This window comes from Thalassobaculum salexigens DSM 19539, assembly GCF_000423805.1.
Classification (GTDB): Bacteria; Pseudomonadota; Alphaproteobacteria; order Thalassobaculales; family Thalassobaculaceae; genus Thalassobaculum; species Thalassobaculum litoreum.
In genome coordinates this window covers 266,597-292,735 of the sequence record NZ_KE384094.1, presented here as the reverse complement: position 1 = coordinate 292,735, position 26,139 = coordinate 266,597, and the positions used below count along the sequence as shown (strand labels likewise).

Genomic DNA, 26,139 nt, shown 5'->3' with positions numbered 1-26,139 from the left:
ATGAAGACGGTGACATTGCCCGGGGGCGAGAGCGTCCCGGCGCTGGGTCTGGGGACCTGGCATATGGGAGAGCGCGGCTCCGACCGCTCGGCCGAGGCGGATGCCCTGCGGCTCGGCATCGACCTCGGGATGACCCTGATCGACACGGCAGAGATGTACGCGTCCGGCGGCTCGGAGGAGGTGGTGGGCGACGCCATCGCCGGCCGGCGCGACGGGTTGTTCATCGTCTCCAAGGTCCTGCCCTACAACGCCGATCATACCGGCACGGTCGAGGCCTGCGAGGCCAGCCTGCGGCGCATGGGGATCGAGACCATCGATCTGTATCTGCTGCACTGGCCGGGATCCTCGCCGCTGGAAGAGACCTTCGGCGCTTTCGAGCAGTTGCAACGGGACGGCAAGATCCGTCATTGGGGCGTCAGCAATTTCGATACCGGCGAGATGGAGGACGTCCAGGACGCCGGACGGGGCAACTGCGCGACGAACCAGATCCTCTACAACCTGACCCGCCGGGGCCCCGAGTTCGACCTGCTGCCCTGGTGCGATCGCAAGGGCATGCCGGTCATGGCCTATTCGCCGCTGGAGCAGGGTCGGCTGGGTGGCCACAAGGCGCTGCGGCCGATCGCCGACAAGCATGGGGTGTCCGATCTCACCATCGCGCTGGCCTGGGTGCTGCGGCGCGACGGCGTGATCGCCATTCCCAAGGCGGCACGCCAGGAGCATGTGCGGGCGAATTTGGCCGCACTTGAGGTCGCGCTGGACGACGAGGATATCGCCGCCCTGGACGCGGCGTTCCCGCCGCCAAAGGCCAAAAAGCACCTGGAGATCCTGTGATCCCGGTACTAATCCCGACGATCAATCCGGGTATCGGACAGAACCGCGATCTCATGTAGACTGCGCCCGCCTTAGCGACCGTTCGAAGAACTCGAAAGTGGGAAATATGCGGAGAACCTTGATGATGGCCGGCCTCGGGCTGGCCATGGGGTTGGTGGGTGGGACCTCCGACGTTCAGGCACAGCAGATCAAGGGTCGGCCGACGGTGACCTCGGGCGATACCCTGTCGGTCGGTCGCGACGATGTCCGCCTGTCCGGGATCGACGCGCCGGAGATGGACCAGTACTGCGAGAACGAGTTCGGGCGGCCCTATCAGTGCGGCATTCAGGCGATGGATGCCCTGCGCGAGTTGGTCGGCCGCAACGACGTGGTCTGCGTCAAGGAGGGCGCCGACGAGGAGGGTCGGATGGTCGGCACCTGCTATGCCGGCGACATGAACCTGAACACCCGCATGGTGCGCACGGGGTGGGCGGTCGCCCTGCCGGAGGAACGGCCGGACTATGCCCCCCTGGAGAACATGGCGAAGCGCGAGAAGCTGGGGATCTGGGGTCTCAAGTTCGAGCATCCCGCCGAGTGGCGGAAGCAGAACCAGTAGCCGCCGCCTGCCGCCTCACGAGCACTTGAACGGAAACCAGGCGTCGACGAAGGCGCCGGCGTCGCGCGCGGACTGGAACCAGAAGATCGGCGCCGCGCCGCGCACCACCTCGACCCGCCAGGCCGCCTCGCAGTGTGCCGTGCACCAGTCGCGGCGCAGGATCATGTTTGAATCGCTGTAGGCCTTCTCCTCGGGAAATCCGCCGCAGCGGGATTCCCAGCCGGAGGGGAAGCGGACCGGATGCCAGTCTCGGCGCATCTCCTCCAGCCCGTCGGAGATCCGGTGGAATTTCCCGGCCGTGTCGGCCGCGGCGACGATGCTCGGGCCGGCAGGCGCGGCGCCCGATGCGGAGAGTTGTTCCAGACGGAGCTGACGCAGGGTCATGCGGACGGCGAGCGCGATCAGGCCGGCGAAGACAACGAGGGGAATCAGAACTTTCATCGCCGCACTCCTGCAGGGCATCGACGCCCAACGCTACCGGAGAGCGGACATCACGGCAATTGCACGCGCGGGCCGCCAGGTCTCCGACTCCCGGCGCGTGAAATGGACAAGCAGCCGCTTTCCGATCTGAAATACACGCGGCCCGTTAACGCTGAATCAGATATCAATAAAATCAAATTCACTTGCGCGACTCGGTCGAATCATTGAATCTGGCTAACGGTTGGTGATGATGGCGTCCATTGTGGACGCGTGTGAGTGGCTCATGGCAAAAACCGAGTCCGAGCGCAAGGCTTTGGAAATTCTGGCGGATGCGGTTGACCGTACCGTCGGGACGGGGTTTGTGCATGCGGCCGTTGTGAAGGCCGCGAATACGCTTGCCGAGATCGACCGCCGCCACGCCGGCAAGGCCTTCGGCATGCTGAACCCGCGCGAGACCCGCAAGGTCCAGAACACCGCGATCGAATCGGCCGAGTTGTTCCGCCAGTTCGGCGATATCGATGATCCGATCGGCGAGCTGCCGCCCGATCCCCGCCTGTCCAATATCCGGTCCCGGTCATCCAAGCTCGGCACGGGCTGAACCAGCCGGCAATGGCCATCTGGATGTATTCTCCGGTTCGTGATTTCCGTTGAAGGCCCGGGTTGCCTCATTGTTCAGCCATGCCTGATGTTCGTGTCCTGCCTGTGCTGATCGCCGCGTTCCTGCTGGTCTCTTCCGCCGTCGAGGCGGGCAACGCCTGGGAGCAGGCGTGGCCGGATACGGATTTCTCGGTCCATTCGGTGCCGCTGGACGAGATCAGCTCCGGCGGTCCGGTCCGCGACGGCATTCCCTCGATCGACGATCCGCTCTTCGCCGATGTGACTGGCGGGTTCGCCGGGGTTGCGCCGACCGAGCCGGTGGTCTCCGTCGCGATCTCCGGCGACGCCCGCGCCTATCCCCTGCGGATTCTGATCTGGCACGAGATCGTCAACGACATGGTCGGCGGCATACCGGTGGCGGTCACCTACTGTCCGCTGTGTAACGCCGCTATCGTCTTCGACCGGCGGGTCGAGGGCCGGCCGCTCGAGTTCGGCACCACCGGCAACATCCGGAACTCCGGGCTGATCATGTACGACCGCGAGACCGAGAGTTGGTGGCAGCAGTACACCGGCGAGGGGATTGTCGGCGACATGACCGGTCAGCGGCTGCGCTCGGTCCCGGCGCGGATGGAGAGCGCCGAGCGGTTCGCCGAACGCCACCCCGACGGACAGGTCCTGATCCCGAACAACCCTAAGGCCCGGCCCTACGGCATCAATCCCTACAAGGGATATGACAGCATGCCGGTGCCCTTCCTCTATGACGGCTCCATGCCGGAGGGGCTGGCGCCGATGGCGCGGGTCGTGGTGATCGGCGACATGGCCTGGAGCCTGGCGATGCTGCGCAAGAAGGGCTGGTGGAGCGACGGCGATCTGATGATCACTTGGGAACCGGGGCAGAACTCCGCCCTGGACACCCGCAAGATCGCCGAGGGCCGGGATATCGGCAATGTGGTGGTGACCCGCGACGGCACCGACGTGGCCCACGAGATCACCTTCGCCTTCGTGTTCCACGCCTTCCGGCCGGACGGCAAGATCGTTTACTGAGCGCGGGCGGCGCGGCGCGAGATCCCGAGGAACACCACGCCCAGGGCCGCGAGTGCCGCCGATGCGAGGAACGTCGCCGAATAGCTGCCCGTCACCTGATACAGCATGGAGAACACCACCGGTCCGAACAGCACGCCGGAGAAGGTGACGAACAGCACGCCGCCGGTGGTGTGTCCGATGTTGCCCGGCGGGCTGATCCGGGCCGCCTCGCTCGCGAACACGCCGTTCCAGCCGACCGCCACGATGCCGAAGACGAAGAAGAACCCGAAGACCACGAACTGCGGCCAATCCGCCTCGATCTGCGAGGCGGTCAGGCTGGCGACCGTCATGGCGCTGCCGATCAGGATGAGGACGGCGGTGCTCGAGCGCAGCCGGTCGGCGATCACGCCCCAGCTCACGCGGCCGATCACCCCGGCCACCTGGACGCAGGACAAGGCGACGCCGGCCGTGACCAGCGTCCAGCCGACCTCGTCCACCAGCAAGGTCACGGTGAAGGACATCAGCGAGAGTTGCACGGCGGCGAAGCACAGGCCCGTGAAGGCGAAGAAGCGGAGCGCCCGCGACCGCAGCACCAACCGCAGGCCAGAGAACGGGTCGCGCACGACCGCCGCGTCCGGCTGCCGGTTGGCGTCGAACCTGGCGCGCAGCGGCTGCATGGCGACGAACAGCAACAGGCCCAGCGCGCCGACCACCAGCATGGTGGCCCGCCAGCCGAAGGCCAGGGTCAGCGACGGCGCCACCAGGCTGGCGAGCACGCCGCCGATCGGCACGCCGGTGAACCGCACCGAGAACACCAGATTGCGGTTCGACGGCGTCACCACCCGGTTGAGCAGATCCAACGCCGGCGGGTTCATCATCCCATAGCCGAAGCCGGTGGCGAGCGAGCCGAGGACCATCAGTTCCAGATGTCCGCTCATGAGGATCAGGTGGCCGATCGCCAGCATGCCGAGGCTGCTCTGGCTCGTGCGCCACGCGCCGAAGCGCTGGACGAAGCCGCCGACCAGCAGGCTGGTCGTCATTGCGCCCATATAGGCCAGGGTGAACTGGTAGCCGACCAGGGACGGCGACACGTCCAGATCGGCGGCCACCGCCGGGGCGATCGCCGGGATCCATAGCACGGCCATGCTGGCCAGCGTCATCACCATGGTGGTGAAGAACACCACCACCAGCAGATCGCGCAGGCTTGGCTTGTTTTCCGATTGAGGGTCGGCGGTCTGGGTCATGCCGGCACTAGACAGGGACATCCGGCGCAGGGGTAGTGCAATTCCTGCAAAGGCGAAAATGCCAGAGTGGGCGAAAATGCCAGAGGGGGCGAAAATGCCAGAGGGGGCGAAAATGCCAGAGGGGGCGAAAATGCCGGAGGGGCAGGGATCGTTCGATCGGCGCGCGGATGCCGACCGATAGGGCATTCCGCAGCGCCGCGTCCCGATCTAGCATCGGGGCCATGACGAAGATCGCGCATGAGGGCTACAGCCCCACCCTGTTCGAGCGGCTTGCGGCGGCCCCGCATCCCTCGGTGTCGTTTCAGTCCTCGTTCTGGCATGCCACGGCGCCGGCCGGGCCCGAGACCGGACCTCTGGCGGGGGAGGTGGAGACCGATGTGGCGGTCGTCGGCGGCGGCTATCTGGGCTTCTCCACCGCCCTGCATCTGGCCGAGGCCGGTGTCGAGGTTACGGTGCTGGAGGCGGACGAGCCGGGCTTCGGCGCCTCGGGCCGCAACACCGGCTTCGTGGTGCCGAACCTGCTGACCGGTCTCGATCCCACGGTCATGAGCAAGGCCCTGGGCCCCGACTACGGCCTGCAGGTCTGCGAGATGATCGGCCAGGGCGGCGAACTCGTCTTCGACCTGATCCGGCGCCACGGCATCGACTGCGAGGCCCGGCAGAGCGGCTGGATCCAGCCGATCCACACGCCGGAGAAGCGGGCGTGGCTGGAGGACCGGGTCGCGCAGTGGCAGAAGCTGGGCCGCCCGGTGCAGGCGCTGTCGCGGGACGAGGCGGTCCACGAGACCGGCAGCACCGTCTATCACGGCGCCTTTCTCGACACCTCGGGCGGCCATCTGAACCCGCTGGCCTATTGCCGCGGGCTGGCCGGGGCGGCGGTGAAGGCGGGGGCGACGCTGTTCACCGGGTCCCGCGCCCGCGGGATCGAGCGCCAGGGCGACCGCTGGCGGGTGTCGACCGACGGCGGCGCGGTGATCGCCCGGCGCCTGTTGCTGACGACCAACGCCACCGGCGACGGTCTGGCACCCCGGGCCGAGGCGACCCAGTTCCCGATCACCCTGTTCCAGATGGCGACCCAGCCGCTGGATCCGGCCCTGCGCGACAGCGTGCTGCCGAACGACAGGGCCTCCGCCGATACCCGCAAGGAACTGGTCGCCTATCGCTGGACCTGGGACAACCGGATCGTGACCGGCGGGTTGCTCGCCTCGCCCTTCGGCTCGGCCGAGCGGGCGAAGAGCTATCACCTGGCGCGGCTGAGCGAGATGCTGCCGCAACTGCCGCCAATGGAGTGCGCCTATGCCTGGCAGGGCCGGCTGGCCGCGGCGCGGGACTTCATGCCGCGCCTGATGACCCTGGGCGAGCGCGAGGACGCCCAGGCCTGGTCGGCGATCGCCTGCAACGGCCGGGGCATGGCCATGACCACGGCCCTCGGCCGCCGGATCGCCCTGTGGCTGGCCGGCGGGTCGAACCAGGGCCTGCCGGTCCCGATCACCAAGGCGGACCCCGTGGCTTTCCCCGGGCTCGCCTCCATGGCCTTCTCGGTCTGGCTGCCCTGGAACCGCCGCATCGACCGTCAGGAACTGAAGCGGGCCAGATGATCAGCCCGCCTCCGCGGTGGCGAGGTCGCCATAGCTGCGGATCGACCGCAACCTGCTGAAGGCGGCCCCGGCGAAGGACAGGCCGTAGGCGAGGGCGACGAAGGCCACCGCGGTCTCGGGCGAGGTGGCCGAGATCAGAAACCCGCCGCAAAGGGCGCCGAGCGGTCGTGCGCCGTAGATCGTGGTCTGGATCACCGCGTTGACCCGGCCCAACACGGCGCGCGGACTGACGAGCTGACGCACGGAGTTCTGGGCGATCATCCACATGGACGGGCCGAACCCCAGCAGGAAGAAACCGGCATAGATCGGCAGCGGCGAGCCGCCGGGCGACACCGACAGGAGCAGCAGGACGGCCGGCACCGAGCTGCCGGGCCCGAACAGCAGGATGAGGCTCGGCCGGATGCGTCCGGCATAGCGCGCCGCCAGGCTCGATCCGGCGAACGCGGCGAGGCCGAAGGCGGCCATGGCGATGCCGAAGACGCCGGCCTCCATCCGGAACACGTCGGTGATCAGCGGCACCATGGTCACCAGAAGGGCGGAGAACGCGAAGTTCCAGAACAGTGCGCAGCCGGCGATCGCCATCAGCAGGTCGTTGGACCGCACGAAGGCGCCGCCCTCCACGACCTTGCGCAGTGGGCTTCCCGCACTCGGTGGGCCGGCCTCGTATCGCGGCAGGCCGGCGACGGCCGCCAGGGCGACGACCCCTCCGGCGATGGCGGCCGGGAAAACCCAGTCGACGGTTGCCACCGAGATCACCGCGCCGAGGACGAGAGGGACGGCGAAGGAGGCCGCCGCCCGGGGCATCTCGATGCGGGCGTTGGCCTGGGCGAGGCCGGTCGGCGGCACGCTGCGTGGCATCATCGACAGGACGGTCAGGACGAACAGCACGATCCCGAACCCGGCGGCGGTCACGCAGGCGCCGAACCCGATCAGGGTGCCGGAAACGACGCTCGCCGCCGTCCCGCCGAAGCCGAACAGGGAGATCAGGACCGCCGCGCGCGCCACCCTGTGCGGGGCACCGCGGTCGACGATCAGGCCGGCCGGGATCGAGCCCAGCAGATGCGCCAGGGACTGGCAGGCGACAAGAATCCCGATGATTTCGGGCGAGGCATCGAAGGCGAGGGCGGCGGTCAGGGGAACGCCGACCAGGGCGATCTGGTCGGCCAGATGCATGCCGCATCCGGCGATCTGTAGGCGGGTGACGAGCGACATGGTCCGATCTCCGAGGTTGTCTCGGCGATCCGTAGTCGGCGGTGGGGAGGACAGCTATCCGCGGCTTGCGGGTCTATCCGGCGGGCTGACGGGTACTCGGCACCCGGCGCACCCGGGGGCGGCGCGGGACGGTGTCTTGTCGGATGACTGGAAGCGGACGGTGCGGCTGTCGCGGCCGCCGCGTCGGTGTGGTTCCGAGGGGTCGGTCCGGCGGGAACCGAGGCACGGAGCCCCGATCACGCCCGCTCAGACCGCCTGCGGATCACATGGCGAGGCTGGTCATCAGCCACGCGGTCGCAGCGATGGCAGCCGCCATCATGGTGCCTACAACGACGGTGTCGGTGAAGTGCGCATGAGCGGCTCTGGCGGTCAGCGCAGCGCGGCAGTGGCAGCGGCGGATACGGTCTTTCATGGCATCCTCCAATCGGGCGGAGTGGCGGTTCGAAGACACCGTCTGGTCACTCCGCTCATCTTCCTTATCATGTCCCAGTCTATAGATCAGTTAAACCTCACTCCCGAAAAAGGGCATAAACATGGCGGCATGGCGACAGCTTCCGACGACCGGCGAGACGTTTCTCGACCATCTCGGCCACTTCGTTCCGGACATGGAGGCGGCGCATCAGGAGCTGACGAGGCTCGGCTTCAAGCAGACCCCCTACGTGCTGCACGCCTTCACCGACGAGGCCGGCCAGCGCAAGCCGATGGGTACGGCGAACCGCTGCGTGATGCTGCGCGAGGGGTATCTGGAGGTCCTGACCGTCACCGACGGATCGACCCCGACCGGCGCGCGCACCCAGCGTCAGCTCGACCGCTATACCGGCGTTCACATTGTCGCGATGGCCGATCCGGACGCGATGGCGCGACGCGAGCGGCAGGCCGCGGCCGGCTTCCATCCGCAGGAGCCGACGCCGCTTAAGCGCCCGGTGCCGCTGCTCACCGAGGATGGCGGGGAGACCGGCTCGGGCGAGGCGGCCTTCACGGTGATCAAGAACCCCGAAGAGGACATGCCCGAGGGCCGGGTACAGGTGCTGAGCCACCACACCGAGGAGCTGGTGTGGCAGGAGTTCTGGATGCGCCACGAGAACGGCATCGTGGCCCTGCGCGACGTGATCATCGTGCCGAAGGATCTGGGCGAGGCGGAGGACCGCTATGCCCGCTTTACCGAGGTCGCGCCGCAGCGGCTGGACGACGGGCTGATCCGCTACCCGCTGGCCCGCGGCGGCATTCTACTGGCGACCCCTCAGCGTGCCGCCGAGCTGCTGCCGGGCGCCACGGTCCCGCCGGCGCCGGGCGTGGCCGGCTATGCCCTGCTGTCCGACGATCTGGCGGCGACGCGGAGCTTCCTGGAAGGGCGCGGCTTCGCACCGAAGGACACCGCATGGCCGGGCGTGATGTCGCTGGTTCTCCCGGGCTCGCTCGGCGGGTGCTGGCTGGTGGCGGAGAGCGAAGCGGCGCTGCCCTGGAACGGCTAAGGGCCGCCGTTCAGCTTTTTGGCGGCCTGGCGCCGTGGCTTTTCTGCGGCGTGCCGGGCGTGAGGGAGATGTGGGTGTGCACCCCGCTCCAGACGTCGCCCACGGCCGTGCGCGCGAAGGCGACGGTGCCGCGGCCCGGCCGGTCGAAGCGGCTTCCGTCCTCGGCGATGCCGGTCGAGGAGAAGGTGATGATGCCGATGGCGAACAGCCGGTCGGGAGAGACGCCGACCTTCAGCGTCTCCAGGTTCCAGCGGAAATCCTCGATCGTCGGCCACACGTTGCGCCACTGGTTGTCGGCCAGCGCCTGAAGACCCTCGACAACGTCCATGTGGGTTCCGAAGCTCGCGATGTTCTCTTCGAACAGCTCCAGGGCCGGAGCGAAATCCACCTCGGCGACCTGGCCGCTCCAGGTCGCGAACCACCGCTCGATCGCCGCGCGGTCTTCTTCGGGCGTGTTCCAGGTGAAGGCCATGGCTCGGTGTCCTTCGTTCGGTCCCGTCCTACCTCGGCTTGGCGCGGGGCGGGGAGAATTCCAGTTCCCGGTCGATAGCCCGGCCGGCGGCGTCAGACCAGCCCCAGGTTCTGCTCCTCCGGCTTGAGGCGCAGGATCTCGGCGAGGAAATAACAAGAGATGGCGATGTCCATGTCCAGGGAGACCACCTTGATGATGGCATTGACCGTATCCGACGCGGACAGCGAGCCCGAATGGTGCCGGATAGCCAGGGTCGTCAGGTCGCAGAGCACCCGGTTGTAGCCCGACAGGTACAGGTGCAGCGGCAGGCCGATCGCATGGTGCACGAGGCCGATCCGGGCGGCCGAGGCGATGTAGGGCCGGTCGAACTCGGCGGAGAACAGGCGCTCCCAATGCTGGATCTGGCGGGATTTCAGTGCGTTGATGTCGCTGTTCTGCAGGTATTTCCGGGTCTGCGGGAACTGCATCATGTGCCGGTAGAAGTCCGAGAGGATCGCGGACATCTCGTCGGCGATCTTCGGCTGGAAAATCTTCAGGCGCTCCCGGGTGTAATCGTCGATCGCCTCCAGCCGCAGCCTGGACTGGACATTCTCGAAGATCCGGTCGGTGACCAACTGATGAAGGCCGGTGTCGAACGGGCGGCGTCTGGGCGGGCTGCCGCTGCGGTCCATGTCGGAGGGTGAAGGCATTCGGGCTACCGGGAATCTGCTGTCGTTCATGTCGCTCGGGTCGCGGCCGGAAAGCGCGCTGCTTTCCGGCTCTGACTTCAGGCGGCTGACCCGTCAGGTTGCGGTCAGGTGGCCCCTTTAGGTTTAAAATCTGTCCGTTCTGGCACCATATTATACGGGATGCCGGCCGACGTCACGGGCGTGTCGCGACCTCCTCGCCGAGCAGTCCGATGCGGAACCTGGTCTTCAGGTATCCACCGTCGCGCGGCGGGACCGTCATCGGCAGGTCCTCGTCCACGACCTTCACCACCGCACAGACCGGTCCGGCGTCGCGGAACAGCAGCTGGGCCAACCCCTTCGCGTCCGCCTCGGTGCGGATCATTGCCGTCTTGGCGAAGCCGCAGGCGGCCGCGACGGCTGACAGGTCGGTGCCAAGGCCCGTCGCCGTCGGCTGCCGGCCGGTTTCGGTATAGGTCTCGTTGTCGATGACGCAGATCGCCAGGTTCGAGGGCCGCTTGGCGCCGATGGTGGAGAAGCTGGTCATGCCCATCAGCATCTCGCCGTCGCCGGTGATGACGACCACGCGGCGCTCGGGCTGGGCCAGGGCGATGCCGAGGCCGATCATCGTGGCGTTGCCCATCGCGCCCCAGAGATAGAAGTTCTCCGGCCGGTCGCCGAAGGAGGCCAGATCCCAGGTGGTCGAGCCGAGGCCGGAGACGAACAGGGTGTCGCCGCGCTCGGCCATGGCGGCGCCGAGCACGTCGCGCCGGTGCAGGGAGATTGCGCTCATTGGTTCACCGCCTTTCCGGCTGTCCAGATCTTGGAGCCGATCACCTTCTGGCCGACCAGAACCGCGACCGGCGTGTCGGTGGAATAGGCCATGCGCAGGCCTGACTCGATCATCATGTCGACCGCGTCCGGGCTCTCGGCGAGGAAGGTCTTCACCCCGACCGCTTCCAGGGTCGGGACCACCGCCTGACCCATCGGGACCTGCCACGGATTCCCCTCACCCCACTGCCCGCGCATCGTCACGATGGCGAAGAACGGAAAGTTGGCAGAGGAGATCAGCGAGGCGATCGCGTTGATGGTGTTGCCCACACCGCTGGACTGCATGAACACCGCCGATTTCTGCCCGCCGAGCCAGGCCCCGGCGGACAGGCCGACGGCTTCCTCCTCGGTCGCGCACATGACGGTCTCGATCTCGTTGTCACCAAGACAGCGTTCGATCAGCAGGCGCAGACCGCCGTCCGGCACATAGCCGATCTGGCGAACGCCCGCGGCTTTCAAGTGACGGTGGGCCGCCACGCTCCAATGTTCATCCATGAGCTGTCGGATCCGTTTTGCTAAGGGAATCCGAAGGCTAGGCGGCTCGAGGCAGGTCTGTAAAGATGGTGGCATGCAGCTGCATACAATCTGAAAAACTCCCGCGACCGACCATTTCGGACCCCCCATGAATACCCTTCCCACAGCCGGCGCCGGCTATCTCGACGACCTCTACGCCCGTTTCCTGAAGGACCCGCTCTCGGTTGATCCGTCTCTGTGGGCCATGTTCGCGCCCTATGCCGACCGGAGCGACGGCGTCCGGTCCGAAGCCGCCGGCGACGGGCGGCTGGCGGTCGCCTGCGAGCGGCTGACGACGGCGTGGCGCCTGTACGGGCATCTGGCCTCGTCCCTCGATCCACTGGATCTGAATCAGGCGCCGGGGCATCCGGACCTGTCGCCGTCGGCGCATGGCCTGGACGACGGAGATCTCGACATGCCGGTGGCCGGCACCACGCCTCGAGACCTGGAGGCACGGCTGCGCGCCGCCTGGGGCGGGCGGTTCACCGCCGAGGTGATGCATGTGGAGGACCGCGCGGCCCGCGACTGGCTGATCGAGGCGGTGGAAGGCGGCCTGTACGCCGATCCGGCGGCCGACGAGCGGCGCGGCCGTCTCGACGCGCTGCTGGCGGCGGACGCGATGGAAACCTTCATGAACAAGCGCCTGCCGACCAACAAGCGGTTCGGCCTGGAAGGGCTTGAGTCGCTGATCGTGCTGCTGGAGGCGATCGTCGGCGACGCCGCCCGCGCGGGCATGGACAAGGCGGTGATCGCGCCGATGCACCGCGGTCGCCTGACCCTGATCACCCGGCTGGTCGGCAAGCCGCTGACCGCCGCCTTCTCCGAACTACTGGGCACGCCGCAGGTCCCGGAAGGCACGGAAGCCTCGTCCGACGTGCCCTATCACCTGGGCTTCACGGGCGAGCGCAGCTTCACCGACGCGGAGGGCACCGAGCGGCGCATCCGCCTGACCATGCCGTCCAACCCGAGCCATGTGGAGATCGTGTCCGCCGTCACCCTGGGCAAGACCCGGGCGACTCTGGACCTGCGCCGCCGCGATGGTGAAGCGGATCCGACCGCGCGCGTGCTGCCGCTGCTGATCCACACGGACGGCGCCTTCTCCGGCCAGGGCGTGATCGCCGAGATGCTGCAGCTCGCCGGCCTGCCGGCCTATGGCGTCGGCGGTTCGGTGCATGTGCTGGTGAACAACCAGCTCGCCTTCACGGTGAAGCCGGAGCATGGCCGCTCCTCGCGCCATCCCAGCGACGTGGCCAAGGCGATCGGCGCCCCGGTGATCCATGTGTCGTCGGAAGATGTGGACGCGTGTGCCCGGGCCGGGCGGATCGCGCTCGAATACCGCCGGAAATTCGGCAAGGACATCCTGGTCGACATCGTCGGCTTCCGCCGCCGGGGACACAACGAGCTCGAGGAGCCGATGTTCACCGAGCCGGTGCGCTACACCCGCATCGCCGAGACCCCAGGCATCCCCCAGCGCTATGCCGAGGCCTGTGCCGCCGCCGGTGTCGTGTCGGAGACCGACGCACAGGCGATGGTCGAGAGCCACTGGTCGACCCTGGACGACGCCTTCGACCGGGCGAAGAGCTACAAGCCGAACGCGGCCGACCGGCTGCAGGGTCGCTGGTCGAGCCTGTCGACGGTGGGCGAGGGCGCGGTGCCGGTGACCGGCGTCGGCGCCGCCCGCCTGCGCCGTCTCGCCGAGGCCAGTGTCGCCGTGCCCGAGGGCTTCGCGCTGAACGCCAAGATCGCCCGGCAATGGGGCGAGCGGCTCGACACCCTGGACGACGGGATCAATTTCGGCACGGCCGAGGCGCTGGCCTTCGCCTCCCTGCTGGAGGACGGCAAGGCGGTGCGCCTGACCGGCCAGGACAGCCGGCGCGGTACCTTCTCCCAGCGCCATGCCGTGGTGTTCGATCAGAAGACCGGCGCGGAGCACACCCCGCTCGCCGAGCTCGCCACCAGCCCGCATCACCTGACCTTCGCCGACAGTCCGCTGACCGAGGAGGCCTGCATGGCCTTCGAGTACGGGATCTCGATCACCGATCCCGACGCGCTGGTCTGCTGGGAGGCGCAGTTCGGCGACTTCGCCAACGGTGCCCAGGCGGTGATCGACCAGTTCCTGGTGGCGGGCGACGACAAGTGGCTGCGCCAGTCCGGCCTGGTGCTGATGCTGCCGCACGGGCTCGAGGGCGGCGGACCGGAGCATTCCTCGGCCCGGCCAGAGCGTTTTCTGCAGATGGCGGCGCGCAACAACATCTCGGTCGTCGCCTGCGGGTCGCCGGCCAACCTGTTCCACGCCCTGCGCCGGCAGCTCCTGGCGCCCTGGCGCCGGCCACTGGTGCTGCTGACCTCCAAGTCCGGCCTGCGCCATGCCGAGGCCCAGTCCAAGCTGAGCGAGATGGGGGCCGGCACCCGTTTCCGCCCGGTGATCGACGACGCCGGGGTGGAGTGTGACGCCCGTAAGGTCGTTCTGACCTCCGGCAAGACCTATTTCGATCTCGCCGCCGCCCGGCGGGAGCGCGGGATCGACGACATCGCCCTGGTGCGGATCGAGGAGCTGTACCCGGTGCCGGAGACGGCGATTGCCGAGATCCTGAAGAAGCACCCCAAGGCCGAGGTGGTCTGGGCCCAGGAGGAGCCGGAGAATATGGGTGCCTGGCGCCACCTGGATCCGCATCTCGCCCGCATTCTCGGTGGCTTGCGCGAGTCCGGGGCTCGTGCCACCTATGTCGGACGCGATGCCGCACCGTCGCCGGCCGTGGGCTGGGGCGTGTGGCACAAGGCGGAGCAGGCGGCGGTCATCGAGGCCGCGCTGGCCTGATCGGCCGACGGGAGAGGACGAAAGACATGAGCACCGCGATCAAGCGTACCCTGATTCCGACCGCCACCCATTGGGGCACCTATTACGCCGAGGTCGAGGGCGACAGGCTGCTCGCGGTGCACGACTACGAGAAGGATCCGGCCCCGGCGATCATCGGCCCGGGCATCGTGGACGCGGTGACCCACGAGACCCGTGTCGCCCGCCCGCATGTCCGCAAGGGCTGGCTGGAGAAGCGCCACAACAGCGACCGCACCGGCCGCGGCAACGAGCCGTTCGTCGCCGTACCCTGGGACGAGGCGCTGGACATGGCCGCCCAGGAACTGCAGCGGGTCAAGGACGAGCACGGCAACGGCGCGATGTATGCCGGCTCCTACGGCTGGGCGAGTGCCGGGCGCTTCCACCATGCCAACTCGCATATCCACCGGTTCTTCAACCAACTCGGCGGCTATGTCTCCCACCGGGGCACCTATTCCTACGCGGCGGCCGAGGCGATCGCCCCGTATGTGGTCGGCCCGTTCCGCGACGTGCTGAACACCCACACCACCTGGCCGGTCCTGGCCGAGCATTGCGAACTGCTGGTCATGTTCGGCGGCATGCCGGTGAAGAACGCCCAGGTCACCTCCGGCGGCGTCGGCCGGCACACCTGCTATCACGGCCTGCGCGACTGCGCCGATGCCGGCTGCGAGCTGGTCTATCTGAGCCCGATCCGTTCCGACCTGCCGCCGGATCTGGGCGGCGAGTGGATCGCCCCGCGGCCGGGCTCGGACATGTCGATCATGCTGGCGCTCGCCCATACGCTGCTGAGCGAGGGGCTGCACGACAAGGCGTTCCTGGAGCGCTACACCACCGGCTTCGCACCGTTCGAGGCCTATCTGCGCGGCGAGACCGACGGCCAGCCGAAGACCGCCGACTGGGCCGCCAAGATCAGCGGCGTCGACGCCGACACCATCCGCGACCTTGCGCGCCGCATGGCGTCGAAGCGCACCATGATCAATTCGACCTGGTCGATGCAGCGCGCCGAATACGGCGAGCAGCCGATCTGGATGACCGTCGTGCTGGCCGCCATGCTCGGCCAGATCGGCCTGCCGGGCGGCGGCTTCGGCCTCGGCTACAGCTCGGAGAACGGCATCGGCAACCCGGTGAAGCAGTTCCACTGGCCGTCGGTGCCCCAGGGCATCAACAACGTCGGCGACTTCATCCCGGTCGCCCGCATCTCCGACATGCTGCTGAACCCCGGCGCGGAATACGACTACAACGGCGAGCGGCGGTCCTATGCCGACATCAAGCTGGTCTACTGGGCCGGCGGCAACCCGTTCCACCATCACCAGGACATCAACCAGCTCGTCCGCGCCTTCCAGAAGCCGGACACGATCATCGTCAACGAGATCTTCTGGACCTCCATGGCGCGGCACGCTGACATCGTCTTCCCGTCGACCACGGCGCTGGAACGCAACGACCTGTCCATCACCCATTGGGAGCCGCTGTCCTCGGCGATGAAGCAGGCGATTCCGCGTGTGGGCGAGAGCCGGCCGGACTACGAGATTTTCACCGGGCTGGCCGATCGCCTCGGCTTCGCCGAGCGCTATACCGAGGGCCGCGACGAGATGGACTGGATCCGCCATCTCTGGGACCAGTCGCGCCAGCGCGCGGCGGAGGCCGGGTTCGAGCTGCCGGATTTCGAGACCTTCTGGGAGCGGGAGCATGTGGAACTCCCCGATCCCGAGAAGCCGATGGTGATGCTGGAGGAGTTCCGCGCCGATCCGGACGCGCACCGTCTGCAGACCCCGTCGGGCAAGATCGAGATCTTCTCGGAGACCATCGACGGCTTCGGCTATGACGACTGCCCGGGCCATCCGGTCTGGCGCGCGCCGGACGAGTGGCTGGGGGCGGAGAGGGCGCAGGAGTTCCCGCTGCACCTGATGTCGAACCAGCCGCGCACCCGGCTGCACAGCCAGCTCGATTGCGGTCAGGTCAGCCAGGGCTCCAAGGTGGCCGGACGGGAGCCGATGACCCTGCATCCCGACGACGCGGCGGCCCGGGGCATCTCGTCGGGCGACATCGTGCGGGTCTGGAACGACCGCGGCGCCTGCCTCGCCGGCGCGATCGTCAGCGATCAGGTGATGCCGGGCGTGATCCAGCTCTCCACCGGCGCCTGGTACGACCCGGAGACCCCGGGCGGCCTGGAGGTCCACGGCAACCCGAACGTCCTGACCCGCGACCGGGGCACCTCGCGGCTGGGCCAGGGCCCGACGGCGCACTCGACGCTTGTCGAGGTAGCCAAGGTCGACGGCGTGGTGCCGGACGTGACAGTGATGCGGAAGCCGAAGGTGGAGGGGTAGAGGGCGTCGTCTTTCCCGTCGTCCTGACACAAGTCGGGACGACGGGGAGAATTTCAGGACGACGGGGAGTACCTAAGCCCTATCCTCACCCCGTCATCCTGATGCAAATCAGGATCAACGCGCGGATCCCGTCGGGAAGCAGGCCTGCGCCTCCCATACCTTCGGCATGCAGCCGACGGTCTACATCCTCACGAACCATAGGCGCGGCACGCTCTACATCGGCGTGACGGCGAACCCGGTCTCGCGCATTCTCCAGCACAGACGCGGCGAGGGCTCGGAGTTCGTGCGCCGCTATCGGCTGCATAGGCTGGTGTATGTCGAGCAGTTCGCTCGCATAACCGATGCGATCCTGAGGGAGAAGCAGCTGAAAGCCTGGCGCCGCGCATGGAAGATCGAGCTGATCGAGGGGGCCAATCCTGAGTGGACCGAGCTGTGGCCGACGCCGGGCGTCGAAGCGTGTGATCGTGGAGGGCCTTGATCCTGATTTGCATCAGGATGACGAAAGAACGGAGCCGTCGTCCTGACGAAAGTCAGGACCAAGTCGCCGGCGGGCCCATCGCCAGCCGGTGTCGCCTGTCCGACTGACCCCCTTGCCCTCTCCGTGCGCGCCGGGCTAACTGCCGGCAGCAACAAGAACACCACCCGGGAGGACACCACCATGGCAGGCCGGCTCAGCGGCAAGACCGCGCTCGTCACCGCGGCGGGGCAGGGGATCGGGCGCGCCTGCGCCGAGGCCCTCGCACGGGAAGGGGCGTCGGTGATCGCCACCGACATCAACGACAGGACCCTGGCGGAACTCGGCGCCATCGCCGGGATCACGCCGCGCAAGCTGGACGTGCTCGATGCGGAGGCGGTCAAGGCTGCGGCCGGGGAAGTCGGCGCCGTCGACGTGCTGCTCAACTGCGCCGGCTTCGTCCACCACGGCACGATCCTGGACTGCGACGAGGACGCCTTCGACTTCTCGGTGAACCTGAACGTGCGGGCGATGTACCGCATGATCCGCGCCTTCCTTCCGGCGATGCTGGAGAACGGCGGCGGCTCGGTGATCAACATGGCCTCGGTGTCCGGCAACCTGAAGGGCATCCCGAACCGCTTCATCTACGGCACGACCAAGGCCGCCGTGATCGGCCTGACCAAGTCGATCGCCGCCGATTTCATCCGCCAGGGCATCCGCTGCAACGCGATCTGCCCCGGCACGGTCCAGTCGCCCTCCCTGGACGACCGGATCAATGCCTTCGACGACCCGGTCCAGGCGCGCAAGGACTTCATCGCCCGCCAGCCGCTCGGCCGGCTGGGCACGGCCGAGGAGATCGCCGCCATGGCGGTCTATCTCGCCGGCGACGAAAGCGCCTACACCACGGGTCAGGCCATGATCGTAGACGGAGGAATCACGATCTGATGACGGTTACGCTCGACACCATCCGCGCCGCCCAGGCCCGGATCGCCGGCCATGTGCGCGCCACTCCGGTGCTGGAGCCGGTGGGTCTGCTCAATCCGGTGACCGAGGGCCGGCTCGCCCTCAAGCTCGACTTTCTGCAGCCGACCGGCTCGTTCAAGGTGCGCGGGGCGGTGAACACGCTGAAGTCGCTCAGCGCCGAGCAGGTGTCGCGCGGGCTGATCACCGCCTCGGGCGGCAACCATGGCCTCGCCGTCGCCTATGCCGCTTGGATGGGCGGGGCGAAGGCGGTGGTCTACCTGCCCCGCTCCGCGCCGCCGGCCAAGGCCGAGAGCCTGCGCCGCTGGGGAGCGGAGGTGGTGATCGAGGGCTCCGTGTTCGACGAGGCGGCGGTCGCTGCCATGGCGCGGGCGCAGGAAGAGGGCATGACCTGGGTCCATCCCTTCGCGCCGGAGAGCGTGATCAACGGCCAGGGGACGCTCGGCCTGGAAATCCTCGATCAGGTGCCGGACGTCGATACCGTCGTCGTCGCCATCGGCGGTGGCGGGCTGATCTCCGGCGTGGCCACGGCCATCAAGTCGGTCCGACCGCAGGTGAAGGTGATCGGCGTCGAGCCGGTCGGCGCCCCGACCCATTACGAGAGCCGCAAGGCCGGCGGTCTGGTCACCCTGGACGCCATCGCCACGGCGGCGGGCACGCTTGCGCCGCGGCGCAGCGAACAGCTGAACTACGACCTGATCACCGCCCATGTGGACGATATCGTGCTGGTCGACGACCAGGCGATGTATGCGGCGGCCCGCTGGCTCTGGGCGGAATGCGCCATCGGAGCCGAGTTGGCGGGCGCGGCGGGCGTGGCCGCGCTGATGAACGGCGCGGTCCGTGTGGCGGCCGGCGAAACCGTCTGCACGATCGTGTGCGGTGCCGGCACCGACGGGGTGACGTAAACCGAGGGAGGCCGCCGTGAGCCCATTGGCCAACTGGTGGTGGCACATGGCCGGGTGGCTGGTGTTCGTCGTCTCCGCCCTGTTCTTCATCGCCGCCTCCTGGCGGGCGGAAGACTGGCTGGCGATCGGCGGCAGCGTCACCTTCCTGATCGCCTGCCTGGTCTTCATGGTGCCGCTGTTTCGCGCCTGGCCCGGGCGGCGGTGACGGGGGCGTACGGAGGACGCGAACAAGAACGCGTCTCCCGGACGTGCTCCGGGACCCAGAGACGCCGCCGATGGAACGCTTCGGGCCATTCTTCGAATGTTCCGGCTTGTCCTCTGTCTGGTTCCCGGATCACGTCCGGGAAGACGGGGAGGGCCTAAGTCATTCCCTATACGCCGCCCAGACCTTCTCCAGTTCCAGCTCATGGAAGGTCGCCGCCTGCGGGCCGCGGTCGGGGCCGAAATACAGGCCGAGATCGGAGGCTTTCTGAAAGAACCCGGGGGCGGGCACGCCGTCGCGGGCCTTGGAGATGGCGACGGCCGCCAGCAGAGGGCGGCCGTGCGCGGCATCCTGCTCCATCAGCACTTCCAATGCCTCGCCGGTCTTATGGATCGAGTGCGGGGACGGGACCCCGGCGGCATGGGCGAGATGGGCATAGAGGATCGTCGCCCCCGCCCGCGCCCGATCCTCCAGGACCGGGCGCAGCAGGTCGGCGATCGCCGTCATCTGATCAGTAGCTGGCGACGATGTTGTCGACGATCGGCGCCACACCGTCCTTCAGCGGATCGACGACCGGCAGGCCGGTCTCCTCGGCGGTCTTCTTCTTGAACGCCTCGGCCTCCTCGGCGGTGACGTTGGAGGTGTTCAGCGACACACCGACGAACTTGACGTCGGAGTTCACCATCTTGGCCATGTGCAGGATGGTGTCCATCGCGGTCGGGATCGCCGGGACCTCGTAGTCCGGCAGGCCGCGCATGTGCGGGCGGCCGATCTCGTGGCACATCACCAGCGCGTCGGACTGCGCACCGTGGATCAGGCCCAGGGTCACGCCGGAGTAGGACACGTTGTACAGCGAGCCCTGGCCCTCGATCAGGTCCCAGTGGTCCTCGCTGTTCTCAGGCGCCAGCCACTCGATGGAGCCGGAGATGAAGTCGGCGATCACCGCGTCGACCGACAGGCCCGAGCCGGCGATGAAGATGCCGGTCTGGCCGGTGGCGCGGAAGTCGGCGTTCATACCGCGGTCCCGCATCTCCTTCTCGATGGCCAGCGTGGTGAACATCTTGCCGACGGAGACGTCGGTGCCGACGGTCAGCAGGCGCTTGCCGGTGCGCGGCACGCCGCTGGCGACCGGGTAGTCACGGGTCGGGTGGCGCACGTCGAACAGCTTGCGGCCGTTCTTCTCGGCGGCTTCCTTCAGCGCCGGGATCGTGGTGATCCGGGTGTGCAGGCCCGAGGCGATGTCCATGCCCAGGTTCAGCGCCTTGACCAGCTCGACGATCCAGGCGTCCGGGATGAAGCCGCCACGGTTGGCGACGCCGAGGATGACGGTCTTCACGCCGGCGGCGGCCGCTTCCTCGATGGTCATGTCGGGCAGGCCGAGATCGGCCTTGCAGGCCGGGAAGCGGAACTGGCCGAGACACCAGTCAGGGCGCCACACCTTCACGCCGTTCGCGGTCTTGGCGGCCAGCTGGTCCGGGGCGTCGCCCAGGAACAGCAGATACGGGTTCTGAATCTCGAAACGCGACATGACGCTCCCCAGGGGATTGCAGGTGGTGGCCGGCGTCGGGACGAATACCGGCCGGCCGTTTGACGGATCAGGCGGCGTCGTCGGTGCTAACGCTCCATCCGCGACGCGCGCTTTGGACCAGAAGATAAACCGCGCCCAGCACCAATACCACTGCGATAAGTGTGCGCGGCCAGCCCTCCATCATCGCCATCGGTACCGCAAGGCAGACCATCAGCGCCGGCAGATAGCCGAGCGTCCAGGCGGCCCGCTCACGCGCCTTCTGGTACCAAGGGAAGACGACCGAGAAGGCGGCCACGACGAGGAAGAACAGCGCCCAGGGTCGGGTCACCATGTCGAGCAGGAACTGGTCCGTCGTGCCCGACAGGGAGATCGCCCGGCTGAGGTTGAGCTCGGCGACATGACCCAGCACCACGCCCAGGATCATCGGCGCCAGCGGGAAGCCCAGCAGCTTCATGGCATAGCCGATCAGGCCGAAGACGAAGAGCGTCCAGATATCCTCCTGGATGTTGTTCAGGGCGAACACGCCGATCGCGCAATAGGCCAGGATGACCGCGGCCAGCATGTACATCGGGATCCGCACCACCAGAAGGAAGGCGCGCAGGCAGAAGGCCTGCATGATGATCATGATGAAATGAGCCAGGAAGAACGCGATGAAGATCGCGTAGGCGAGATCCGGATTCTCGGTGATGAAGGTCGGGCTCGGCTGCACGTTGTGGATCAGCAGCGCGCCGAGCATCACGGCGGTGATCACGTCGCCCGGAATGCCGAGCGCCATCATGGTGATCAGCGCGCCGCCCGCGGTGGCGTTGTTGGAGGCTTCCGGGGCGATGATGCCGTCCGGCGTGCCGGTGCCGAACTCGTGGGAGTTCTTCGACGCCTTCTTGGCCTGGTCATAGGCCAGGATATTGGAAATCGAGCCGCCGGCGGCCGGCAGCACGCCGGTGAACACGCCGATCAGCGAGGAGCGCACCAGGTTGACCCAGCGCTTGAAGATGATCCGGACCGCGGCCAGGTGCTCGACCCGGATGCCCTTCGCCTCGACACCGGTCATCAGCGGCTGGCGGGCCTTCTCGGTGTTCTGCACATCGGACAGGAGCTGGCTGAACGCGAACAGGCCGATCAGCACCGGCAGGAAGTCAAAGCCACTCTCCAGGGTCTCGCTGCCGAAGGTGAAACGGGCGACGCCGTTGACCTCGTCCTCGCCGACGGAGGCGACGAACAGGCCCAGCAGGCCGGCGATGATCCCCTTGATGAGGGTCTCTCCCGACAGGCTTGCCGTGATGGTCAGCGCGAAGAGCACCAGGGCGAAATAGTCCCACGGCCCGAATTCGAGGCCGATCTTGGCAAGGCTCGGGGCCAGGGTGACCAGCAGCACGGCGCTCAGAATACCGCCGAAGAAGCTCGACCAAACGCCGAGGCCGAGCGCCAGACCGGGCCGTCCCTTGCGGGCCATCGGGAAACCGTCGAAGGTCGTGGCGATCGAGGACGGCGTGCCGGGAATGCCGGTCAGCATGCCGGACATCAGGCCGCCGGACAGGCCGCCGACGAACACGCCGATCATGGTCGACAACCCTTCCACCGGCGACAGGCCGAAGGTGAAGGGCAGGGTGAGGACCACCGCCATGGTGATGGTGAAGCCCGGGATCGAGCCCGCGATCAGCCCTGCCGTGGTGCCGATGAACATCAGGCCGAGGTTCTTCCAGTGGAAGACCTCCTGGAAGGCGAAGAGAACGTTTTCGATGATCATGGTTCCGGTCTCCCCGCTCAGATCGGCAGGATCTCGCCCTGGGGCAGGATCACCCGCAGGCCGAAAGTGAAGATCGACCACATCGCGCCGATGGAGATGACGGCGATCGCGGCGTGGAGCGCGATGAGCTTCGGTGACGGGCGGCCAAGCGCGGTCAGCGACAGGAAGACGAACAGCGCGCCGCCGAGATGCATGCCGAGGGTCGGTAGCGTCAGCAGGAACAGCAGGAACAGTGCATAGATGATCGCCGCGTTGCGATAGCGCCGGAAGAACGGCTCGCTCGAGGCCTCCTCGACGGGCGCGTCGTCATGCGACGACAGGGATTTCAGGAGCAGCAGGGCGGAGAACACGGCCGTTGCGACGATGATGATGCGCGGCCACACCGAGCTCGGCATCGTGCCGTAGCTGGTGATCTCGATATCGTATGACGCGTACCAAAGCACGCCGCAGAACGCCAGCAGCAGGATGGCGACGATCGTGTCGCGGCTCACCGACATGTCCCGGTCTCCCGTCGTTTCTTGGTTGTTCGGGGTCGAACTGTAACAAACGAAACGGGCGCCGGCACATCTGCCGGCGCCCGCTGTCAGGCGTTCTTGTGATCAGTCTTTGGCCTTGTAGATGCCGACGTCCTTCGCAATCTTGCTCCACTTGGCCTGGGTTTCGCTCCAGTACGTCTCGGACTCGGCCGGGTTCATGTAGTTCACATAGGTCCCCTTGGCGTTCATCGCCTCGACCACCTTCGGGTTCTCGGCGGCCTGTTTGAACAGCCCGGCGTAGTGATCGATGATCTCCTGCGACGTGCCTTCCGGCAGCATCACGCCACGGTCGACGCCGTAGACCAGATCGTAGCCCTGCTCCTTGAGGGTGGCGACGTCGGGGATCTCCGAGTTGCGCGCCTCGGTGGTGATGCCCAGAGCCTTCAGCTCGCCGGTCTGGATATACTTCTTGGCGGCGGCCAGGTTGATCTCGCCGGTGTCGATGTTGCCGGCCAGCAGCGCGGTCATGCGCTGGCGGGTGCCGTCGTAGGAGACGTGGTTGAACTTGATGCCAGCGGCGTCTTCCAGCAGCAGATAGACGAACTGGCTGGTCGAGCCGAGGGTGCCGCCGGCATTGATCTTGCCGGGGTTCTCCTTGGCGTAGGCCACCATCTCGGTGATGTTCTGATACGGAACGTCGGCATTCGCGCCGAAGATCGACGGCGTGCGGGTCAGCATGGCGACCGGCTCGAACTTGTCCCAGGTGAAGTCGATGCGGCCGGTGAAGTAGCTGGTCAGCGCGCTCTGGTGGATGGCGAACAGCGTGCAGCCGTCCGGCTTCGCCTTGGCGGCTTCCTTGGCGCCCTTGTTGCCGCCCTGGCCGCCGATGTTCACGACCTGCAGCTCCGGCTCGGCGCCCGCCTCGTTCACCGCTTCGACGAACTGACGGAAGATCACGTCGGTGCCGCCGCCGGCGCCCCACGGAACGATCAGTTTGGCGGTCCTGCAGCCGAAGTCGGCGGCCGCTGCCGGGCTGATGCCGAACGCCGTACCGGCGACGACGACGGCGGCCGTTGCCGCCAGAAGGGTGGATTTAAACGTCATCGGTCAATTCCCCTGTTCGTCCTGTTGATTGGCTGGATAATTATCCGGACATAAACGCCGTGCCCTGTGTCTCCACCCCGGTGTTTTTGATCGTCGGGTGCAAACCAACGGCACGACCATCCGACCTTTCTTAAAGGGATGGGACGATGTGTCAATGTTACCGTCCATAGTCGGTGGTGGCCGAAAGCGGCCCAACCGCTAGCGCGAGGTGCGCTCGTAGCCGGCTTCCTCGGCGATCTCGCGCCAGGACGCCATCAGGTTCTCCCAGTAGATCGCGTACTGGGTCAGCGGGCGGAAATCGACGCGGACGTCGTAGCCCTCCATCGCCTTCTGGAACGCCGGATCGTCCAGTGCCTTCTCCAGGTCGCCGGCGAGGCGGGCGGCCAGATCCTCGGGCGCCGAGGGGGGCAGCAGAATGCCCAGATCGACGGCGTAGTCGAACGGAACGCCCTGATCGCGCAGCGTCTCAACCGCCGGAACGATCGCACTGGGCTCGCGATCGGTCACGGCGATGGACCGCACCATCTGCGTCTCGCCCAGCCGCTTGGCCAGGGCGGTCGGAACGGCGGTCAAGTCGATATCGCCGGCCAGCAGGGCGGACAGCCGCTCCCGCGCGCCGTCGATGGCGTCGTATTCGAGCTCGATCTCGGCCGCCTTGGCCATGGCGCGCAGGCCGAACTCGGCGATGGTGCCGGGTCCCACGCCGGCCGTGAGGGTCCCGCTGCGGGCGGCCGCCCGCATCTCCCGCGCATCGGCGAAGGAGGTGGAGACGGGGGCCACGAGGACCATCGGCGTCCGGGTCAGCAGGGCCACATGGCGGAAATCCTGCCAGGCGAAGGACGCGCGCCAGGTCAGGAAATTGACGAGCAGCCCCTGATGGGCTGCCAGCATCATGCAGCCGTCGCCCGGCGCTTGCAGCACGGCCTGGGCGCCGTCGATTCCGTCGTCGCCGTCGATGTTGCGCACCTTCAGCGGCGGCTTCATGCCCGTCCGGTTGGCGGCCTCGGCCAGCGCCCTGGCGATCAGGTCGGTGCCGCTGCCCGCGCCGCCGGCGACCACCAGTGTCGCCAGCCGACAGGGGGGCGGCGTCTCGCCATCCGACGCGGTCTGAGCCGCAGCCGGTGTGAGGCTCGATGCCGCCACGAGCAGGCCGGTCGCCAGCCCCAACGCGGAGGCAGCCGCATGGAGGCGACGGGCGACGGTGGATGGACGGCTGGACATGGGTGACACACCGGGGCTACGACAGCGACCAACCTTGGACGAGGAGGACGGCGTGTCAACATCGCCCGCAACGGGACCGCTTACGGTCGGCATCGGAGGATTCGGCGCGATCGGCCAGAAAGTGGCCGCCGCGCTCGACAGCGGCAGCATCGAAGGACTGAAGCTCGTGGCGGTCTCCGCCCGCGACGCGGACAAGGCCCGGGCCAACATGGCCGGCTTCCAGACGGAAGTGCCGGTCGTATCGCTGGGTGAGTTGGCCGACCGGGCCGACGTGGTCGTGGAATGCGCCCCGGCCTCGGTCTTCGCCGAGGTGGCGGTGCCGGCGGTCGAGCGTGGCCGGATCTTCCTGCCGATCAGCGTCGGCGCGCTGCTGCGCCACGACGAGCTGGTCGACCGGGCCCGGCGCACCGGCGCGCGGATCGTGGTGCCGACCGGCGCGCTGATCGGGCTCGACGCGGTGCGTGCCGCGGCGGAAGGGGAGATCTCAGAGGTCCGCCTCGTCACCCGCAAACCGCCGGGCGGTCTCGCCGGCGCGCCCTATCTGGTCGAGAACAACATCTCGGTCGAGGGGTTGAACACCGCCAAGAAGGTGTTCGACGGCTCGGCCCGCGACGGCGCCGCCGGTTTCCCGGCGAACGTCAACGTCGCCGCCGCCCTGTCGCTGGCCGGCATCGGCGCCGACGCCACGAAGCTGGAGATCTGGGCCGATCCGCAGGTCACCCGCAACACCCACACGATCACGGTGGAGGCGGACAGCGCGCGGTTCACGATGACCATCGAGAACGTGCCGACGGAGGAGAACCCGAAGACCGGCAAGATCACCGCGCTGAGCATCATCGCCACCCTGCGCCGCCTGGGCGCGCCGATGACCGCGGGCACCTGACGGCCCGA

Annotated in this window: 27 protein-coding genes; 13 read left to right on the top strand and 14 right to left on the bottom strand. The window is 67.8% G+C overall.

Features of this window, described 5'->3' with window-relative positions:
- Positions 1-831, top strand: a complete 831-nt coding sequence (locus G578_RS0116570) for an aldo/keto reductase (protein WP_028795198.1) — start codon at positions 1-3, stop codon at positions 829-831.
- Between the two features lie 121 nt (positions 832-952).
- Positions 953-1,426, top strand: coding sequence for a thermonuclease family protein (locus G578_RS0116565; protein WP_051244939.1), 474 nt, complete (start codon positions 953-955; stop codon positions 1,424-1,426).
- 15 nt (positions 1,427-1,441) lie between these two features.
- Here G578_RS0116565 and G578_RS0116560 read toward each other — a convergent pair whose 3' ends face one another.
- Complete coding sequence (locus tag G578_RS0116560; RefSeq protein ID WP_028795196.1) at positions 1,442-1,867, bottom strand: hypothetical protein; 426 nt, start codon at positions 1,865-1,867, stop codon at positions 1,442-1,444.
- Between the two features lie 262 nt (positions 1,868-2,129).
- Here G578_RS0116560 and G578_RS0116555 point away from each other — a divergent pair, with 262 nt between their 5' ends.
- Entirely contained in the window at positions 2,130-2,444 is a 315-nt protein-coding gene (locus G578_RS0116555; RefSeq protein ID WP_093154019.1) for a hypothetical protein, read from the top strand.
- 80 nt (positions 2,445-2,524) lie between these two features.
- On the top strand, positions 2,525-3,487 hold the full coding sequence (locus G578_RS0116550; protein WP_028795194.1) for a DUF3179 domain-containing protein: 963 nt from the start codon (positions 2,525-2,527) through the stop codon (positions 3,485-3,487).
- Here G578_RS0116550 and G578_RS26730 read toward each other — a convergent pair.
- Complete coding sequence (locus G578_RS26730) at positions 3,481-4,710, bottom strand: MFS transporter (protein ID WP_051244938.1); 1,230 nt, start codon at positions 4,708-4,710, stop codon at positions 3,481-3,483. The genes G578_RS0116550 and G578_RS26730 overlap by 7 nt on opposite strands.
- 221 nt (positions 4,711-4,931) lie before the next feature.
- Between G578_RS26730 and G578_RS0116540 the strand changes: the two genes are divergently transcribed.
- Positions 4,932-6,308 carry an NAD(P)/FAD-dependent oxidoreductase gene (locus tag G578_RS0116540; protein WP_051244937.1) on the top strand — a complete coding sequence of 459 codons (1,377 nt, stop codon included), beginning with the start codon at positions 4,932-4,934 and terminating at the stop codon, positions 6,306-6,308.
- Here G578_RS0116540 and G578_RS0116535 read toward each other — a convergent pair whose 3' ends face one another.
- Both G578_RS0116535 and G578_RS29610 read right to left on the bottom strand, forming a co-directional pair.
- Positions 6,309-7,520: an MFS transporter gene (locus G578_RS0116535; protein WP_028795192.1), complete on the bottom strand. Its 1,212-nt coding sequence runs from the start codon at positions 7,518-7,520 to the stop codon at positions 6,309-6,311. It lies immediately after the preceding gene.
- Between the two features lie 262 nt (positions 7,521-7,782).
- The gene (locus G578_RS29610) at positions 7,783-7,932 is read right to left on the bottom strand and encodes a hypothetical protein (protein WP_156907363.1); all 150 of its coding nucleotides are present in this window, start codon (positions 7,930-7,932) and stop codon (positions 7,783-7,785) included.
- A 121-nt stretch (positions 7,933-8,053) separates the two neighbouring features.
- On the opposite strand from G578_RS29610, the gene G578_RS0116525 reads away from it, so the two are divergent.
- A complete protein-coding gene (locus G578_RS0116525) occupies positions 8,054-8,992 on the top strand; it encodes a VOC family protein (RefSeq protein ID WP_028795191.1) in 939 nt (312 codons plus the stop codon).
- Positions 8,993-9,002: 10 nt separating this feature from the next.
- Here G578_RS0116525 and G578_RS0116520 read toward each other — a convergent pair whose 3' ends face one another.
- The 4 genes from G578_RS0116520 to G578_RS0116505 form a co-directional block, all read right to left on the bottom strand.
- Positions 9,003-9,464: a YybH family protein gene (locus G578_RS0116520; RefSeq protein WP_028795190.1), complete on the bottom strand. Its 462-nt coding sequence runs from the start codon at positions 9,462-9,464 to the stop codon at positions 9,003-9,005.
- Between the two features lie 92 nt (positions 9,465-9,556).
- Positions 9,557-10,153 (bottom strand): protoglobin domain-containing protein, encoded by a 597-nt coding sequence (locus tag G578_RS0116515; RefSeq protein WP_169400873.1) that lies wholly within the window; start codon positions 10,151-10,153, stop codon positions 9,557-9,559.
- Between the two features lie 172 nt (positions 10,154-10,325).
- Positions 10,326-10,922, bottom strand: coding sequence for a thiamine pyrophosphate-dependent enzyme (locus G578_RS0116510; protein ID WP_028795188.1), 597 nt, complete (start codon positions 10,920-10,922; stop codon positions 10,326-10,328).
- Positions 10,919-11,455, bottom strand: coding sequence for a thiamine pyrophosphate-binding protein (locus tag G578_RS0116505; protein WP_028795187.1), 537 nt, complete (start codon positions 11,453-11,455; stop codon positions 10,919-10,921). Before G578_RS0116505 ends, G578_RS0116510 begins: the two co-directional genes overlap by 4 nt.
- A 127-nt stretch (positions 11,456-11,582) precedes the next feature.
- Here G578_RS0116505 and G578_RS0116500 point away from each other — a divergent pair, with 127 nt between their 5' ends.
- The 6 genes from G578_RS0116500 (at position 11,583) to G578_RS29605 (ending at position 19,175) form a co-directional block, all read left to right on the top strand.
- Positions 11,583-14,291 (top strand): 2-oxoglutarate dehydrogenase E1 component, encoded by a 2,709-nt coding sequence (locus tag G578_RS0116500; RefSeq protein WP_028795186.1) that lies wholly within the window; start codon positions 11,583-11,585, stop codon positions 14,289-14,291.
- A gap of 26 nt (positions 14,292-14,317) precedes the next feature.
- Positions 14,318-16,630 carry a molybdopterin guanine dinucleotide-containing S/N-oxide reductase gene (locus tag G578_RS0116495; protein ID WP_028795185.1) on the top strand — a complete coding sequence of 771 codons (2,313 nt, stop codon included), beginning with the start codon at positions 14,318-14,320 and terminating at the stop codon, positions 16,628-16,630.
- A gap of 166 nt (positions 16,631-16,796) precedes the next feature.
- Entirely contained in the window at positions 16,797-17,108 is a 312-nt protein-coding gene (locus G578_RS0116490) for a GIY-YIG nuclease family protein (RefSeq protein ID WP_028795184.1), read from the top strand.
- Between the two features lie 180 nt (positions 17,109-17,288).
- Positions 17,289-18,029, top strand: coding sequence for an SDR family oxidoreductase (locus G578_RS0116485; protein ID WP_028795183.1), 741 nt, complete (start codon positions 17,289-17,291; stop codon positions 18,027-18,029).
- On the top strand, positions 18,029-18,970 hold the full coding sequence (locus G578_RS0116480) for a threonine ammonia-lyase (protein WP_038015139.1): 942 nt from the start codon (positions 18,029-18,031) through the stop codon (positions 18,968-18,970). The genes G578_RS0116485 and G578_RS0116480 overlap by 1 nt, the downstream gene beginning before the upstream one ends.
- 16 nt (positions 18,971-18,986) lie before the next feature.
- On the top strand, positions 18,987-19,175 hold the full coding sequence (locus tag G578_RS29605) for a hypothetical protein (RefSeq protein WP_028795181.1): 189 nt from the start codon (positions 18,987-18,989) through the stop codon (positions 19,173-19,175).
- 159 nt (positions 19,176-19,334) lie between these two features.
- Here the strand turns inward: G578_RS29605 and G578_RS0116470 are convergent, their stop codons facing one another.
- From G578_RS0116470 to G578_RS29145, 6 genes are all read right to left on the bottom strand, one after another.
- The gene (locus G578_RS0116470) at positions 19,335-19,679 is read right to left on the bottom strand and encodes a hypothetical protein (RefSeq protein WP_028795180.1); all 345 of its coding nucleotides are present in this window, start codon (positions 19,677-19,679) and stop codon (positions 19,335-19,337) included.
- 4 nt (positions 19,680-19,683) lie between these two features.
- Positions 19,684-20,700, bottom strand: coding sequence for an N-acetyltransferase DgcN (dgcN, locus tag G578_RS0116465; RefSeq protein ID WP_038015138.1), 1,017 nt, complete (start codon positions 20,698-20,700; stop codon positions 19,684-19,686).
- A 67-nt stretch (positions 20,701-20,767) separates the two neighbouring features.
- Complete coding sequence (locus G578_RS0116460) at positions 20,768-22,447, bottom strand: tripartite tricarboxylate transporter permease (RefSeq protein ID WP_028795178.1); 1,680 nt, start codon at positions 22,445-22,447, stop codon at positions 20,768-20,770.
- 17 nt (positions 22,448-22,464) lie between these two features.
- Positions 22,465-22,944: a tripartite tricarboxylate transporter TctB family protein gene (locus G578_RS0116455; RefSeq protein WP_028795177.1), complete on the bottom strand. Its 480-nt coding sequence runs from the start codon at positions 22,942-22,944 to the stop codon at positions 22,465-22,467.
- Positions 22,945-23,046: 102 nt separating this feature from the next.
- On the bottom strand, positions 23,047-24,027 hold the full coding sequence (locus G578_RS0116450; protein ID WP_028795176.1) for a Bug family tripartite tricarboxylate transporter substrate binding protein: 981 nt from the start codon (positions 24,025-24,027) through the stop codon (positions 23,047-23,049).
- A gap of 198 nt (positions 24,028-24,225) precedes the next feature.
- Positions 24,226-25,248 carry a tripartite tricarboxylate transporter substrate-binding protein gene (locus tag G578_RS29145; protein WP_169400872.1) on the bottom strand — a complete coding sequence of 341 codons (1,023 nt, stop codon included), beginning with the start codon at positions 25,246-25,248 and terminating at the stop codon, positions 24,226-24,228.
- 52 nt (positions 25,249-25,300) lie between these two features.
- Between G578_RS29145 and G578_RS0116440 the strand changes: the two genes are divergently transcribed.
- On the top strand, positions 25,301-26,131 hold the full coding sequence (locus G578_RS0116440; RefSeq protein WP_028795174.1) for an aspartate dehydrogenase: 831 nt from the start codon (positions 25,301-25,303) through the stop codon (positions 26,129-26,131).
- Positions 26,132-26,139 lie beyond the last annotated feature (8 nt).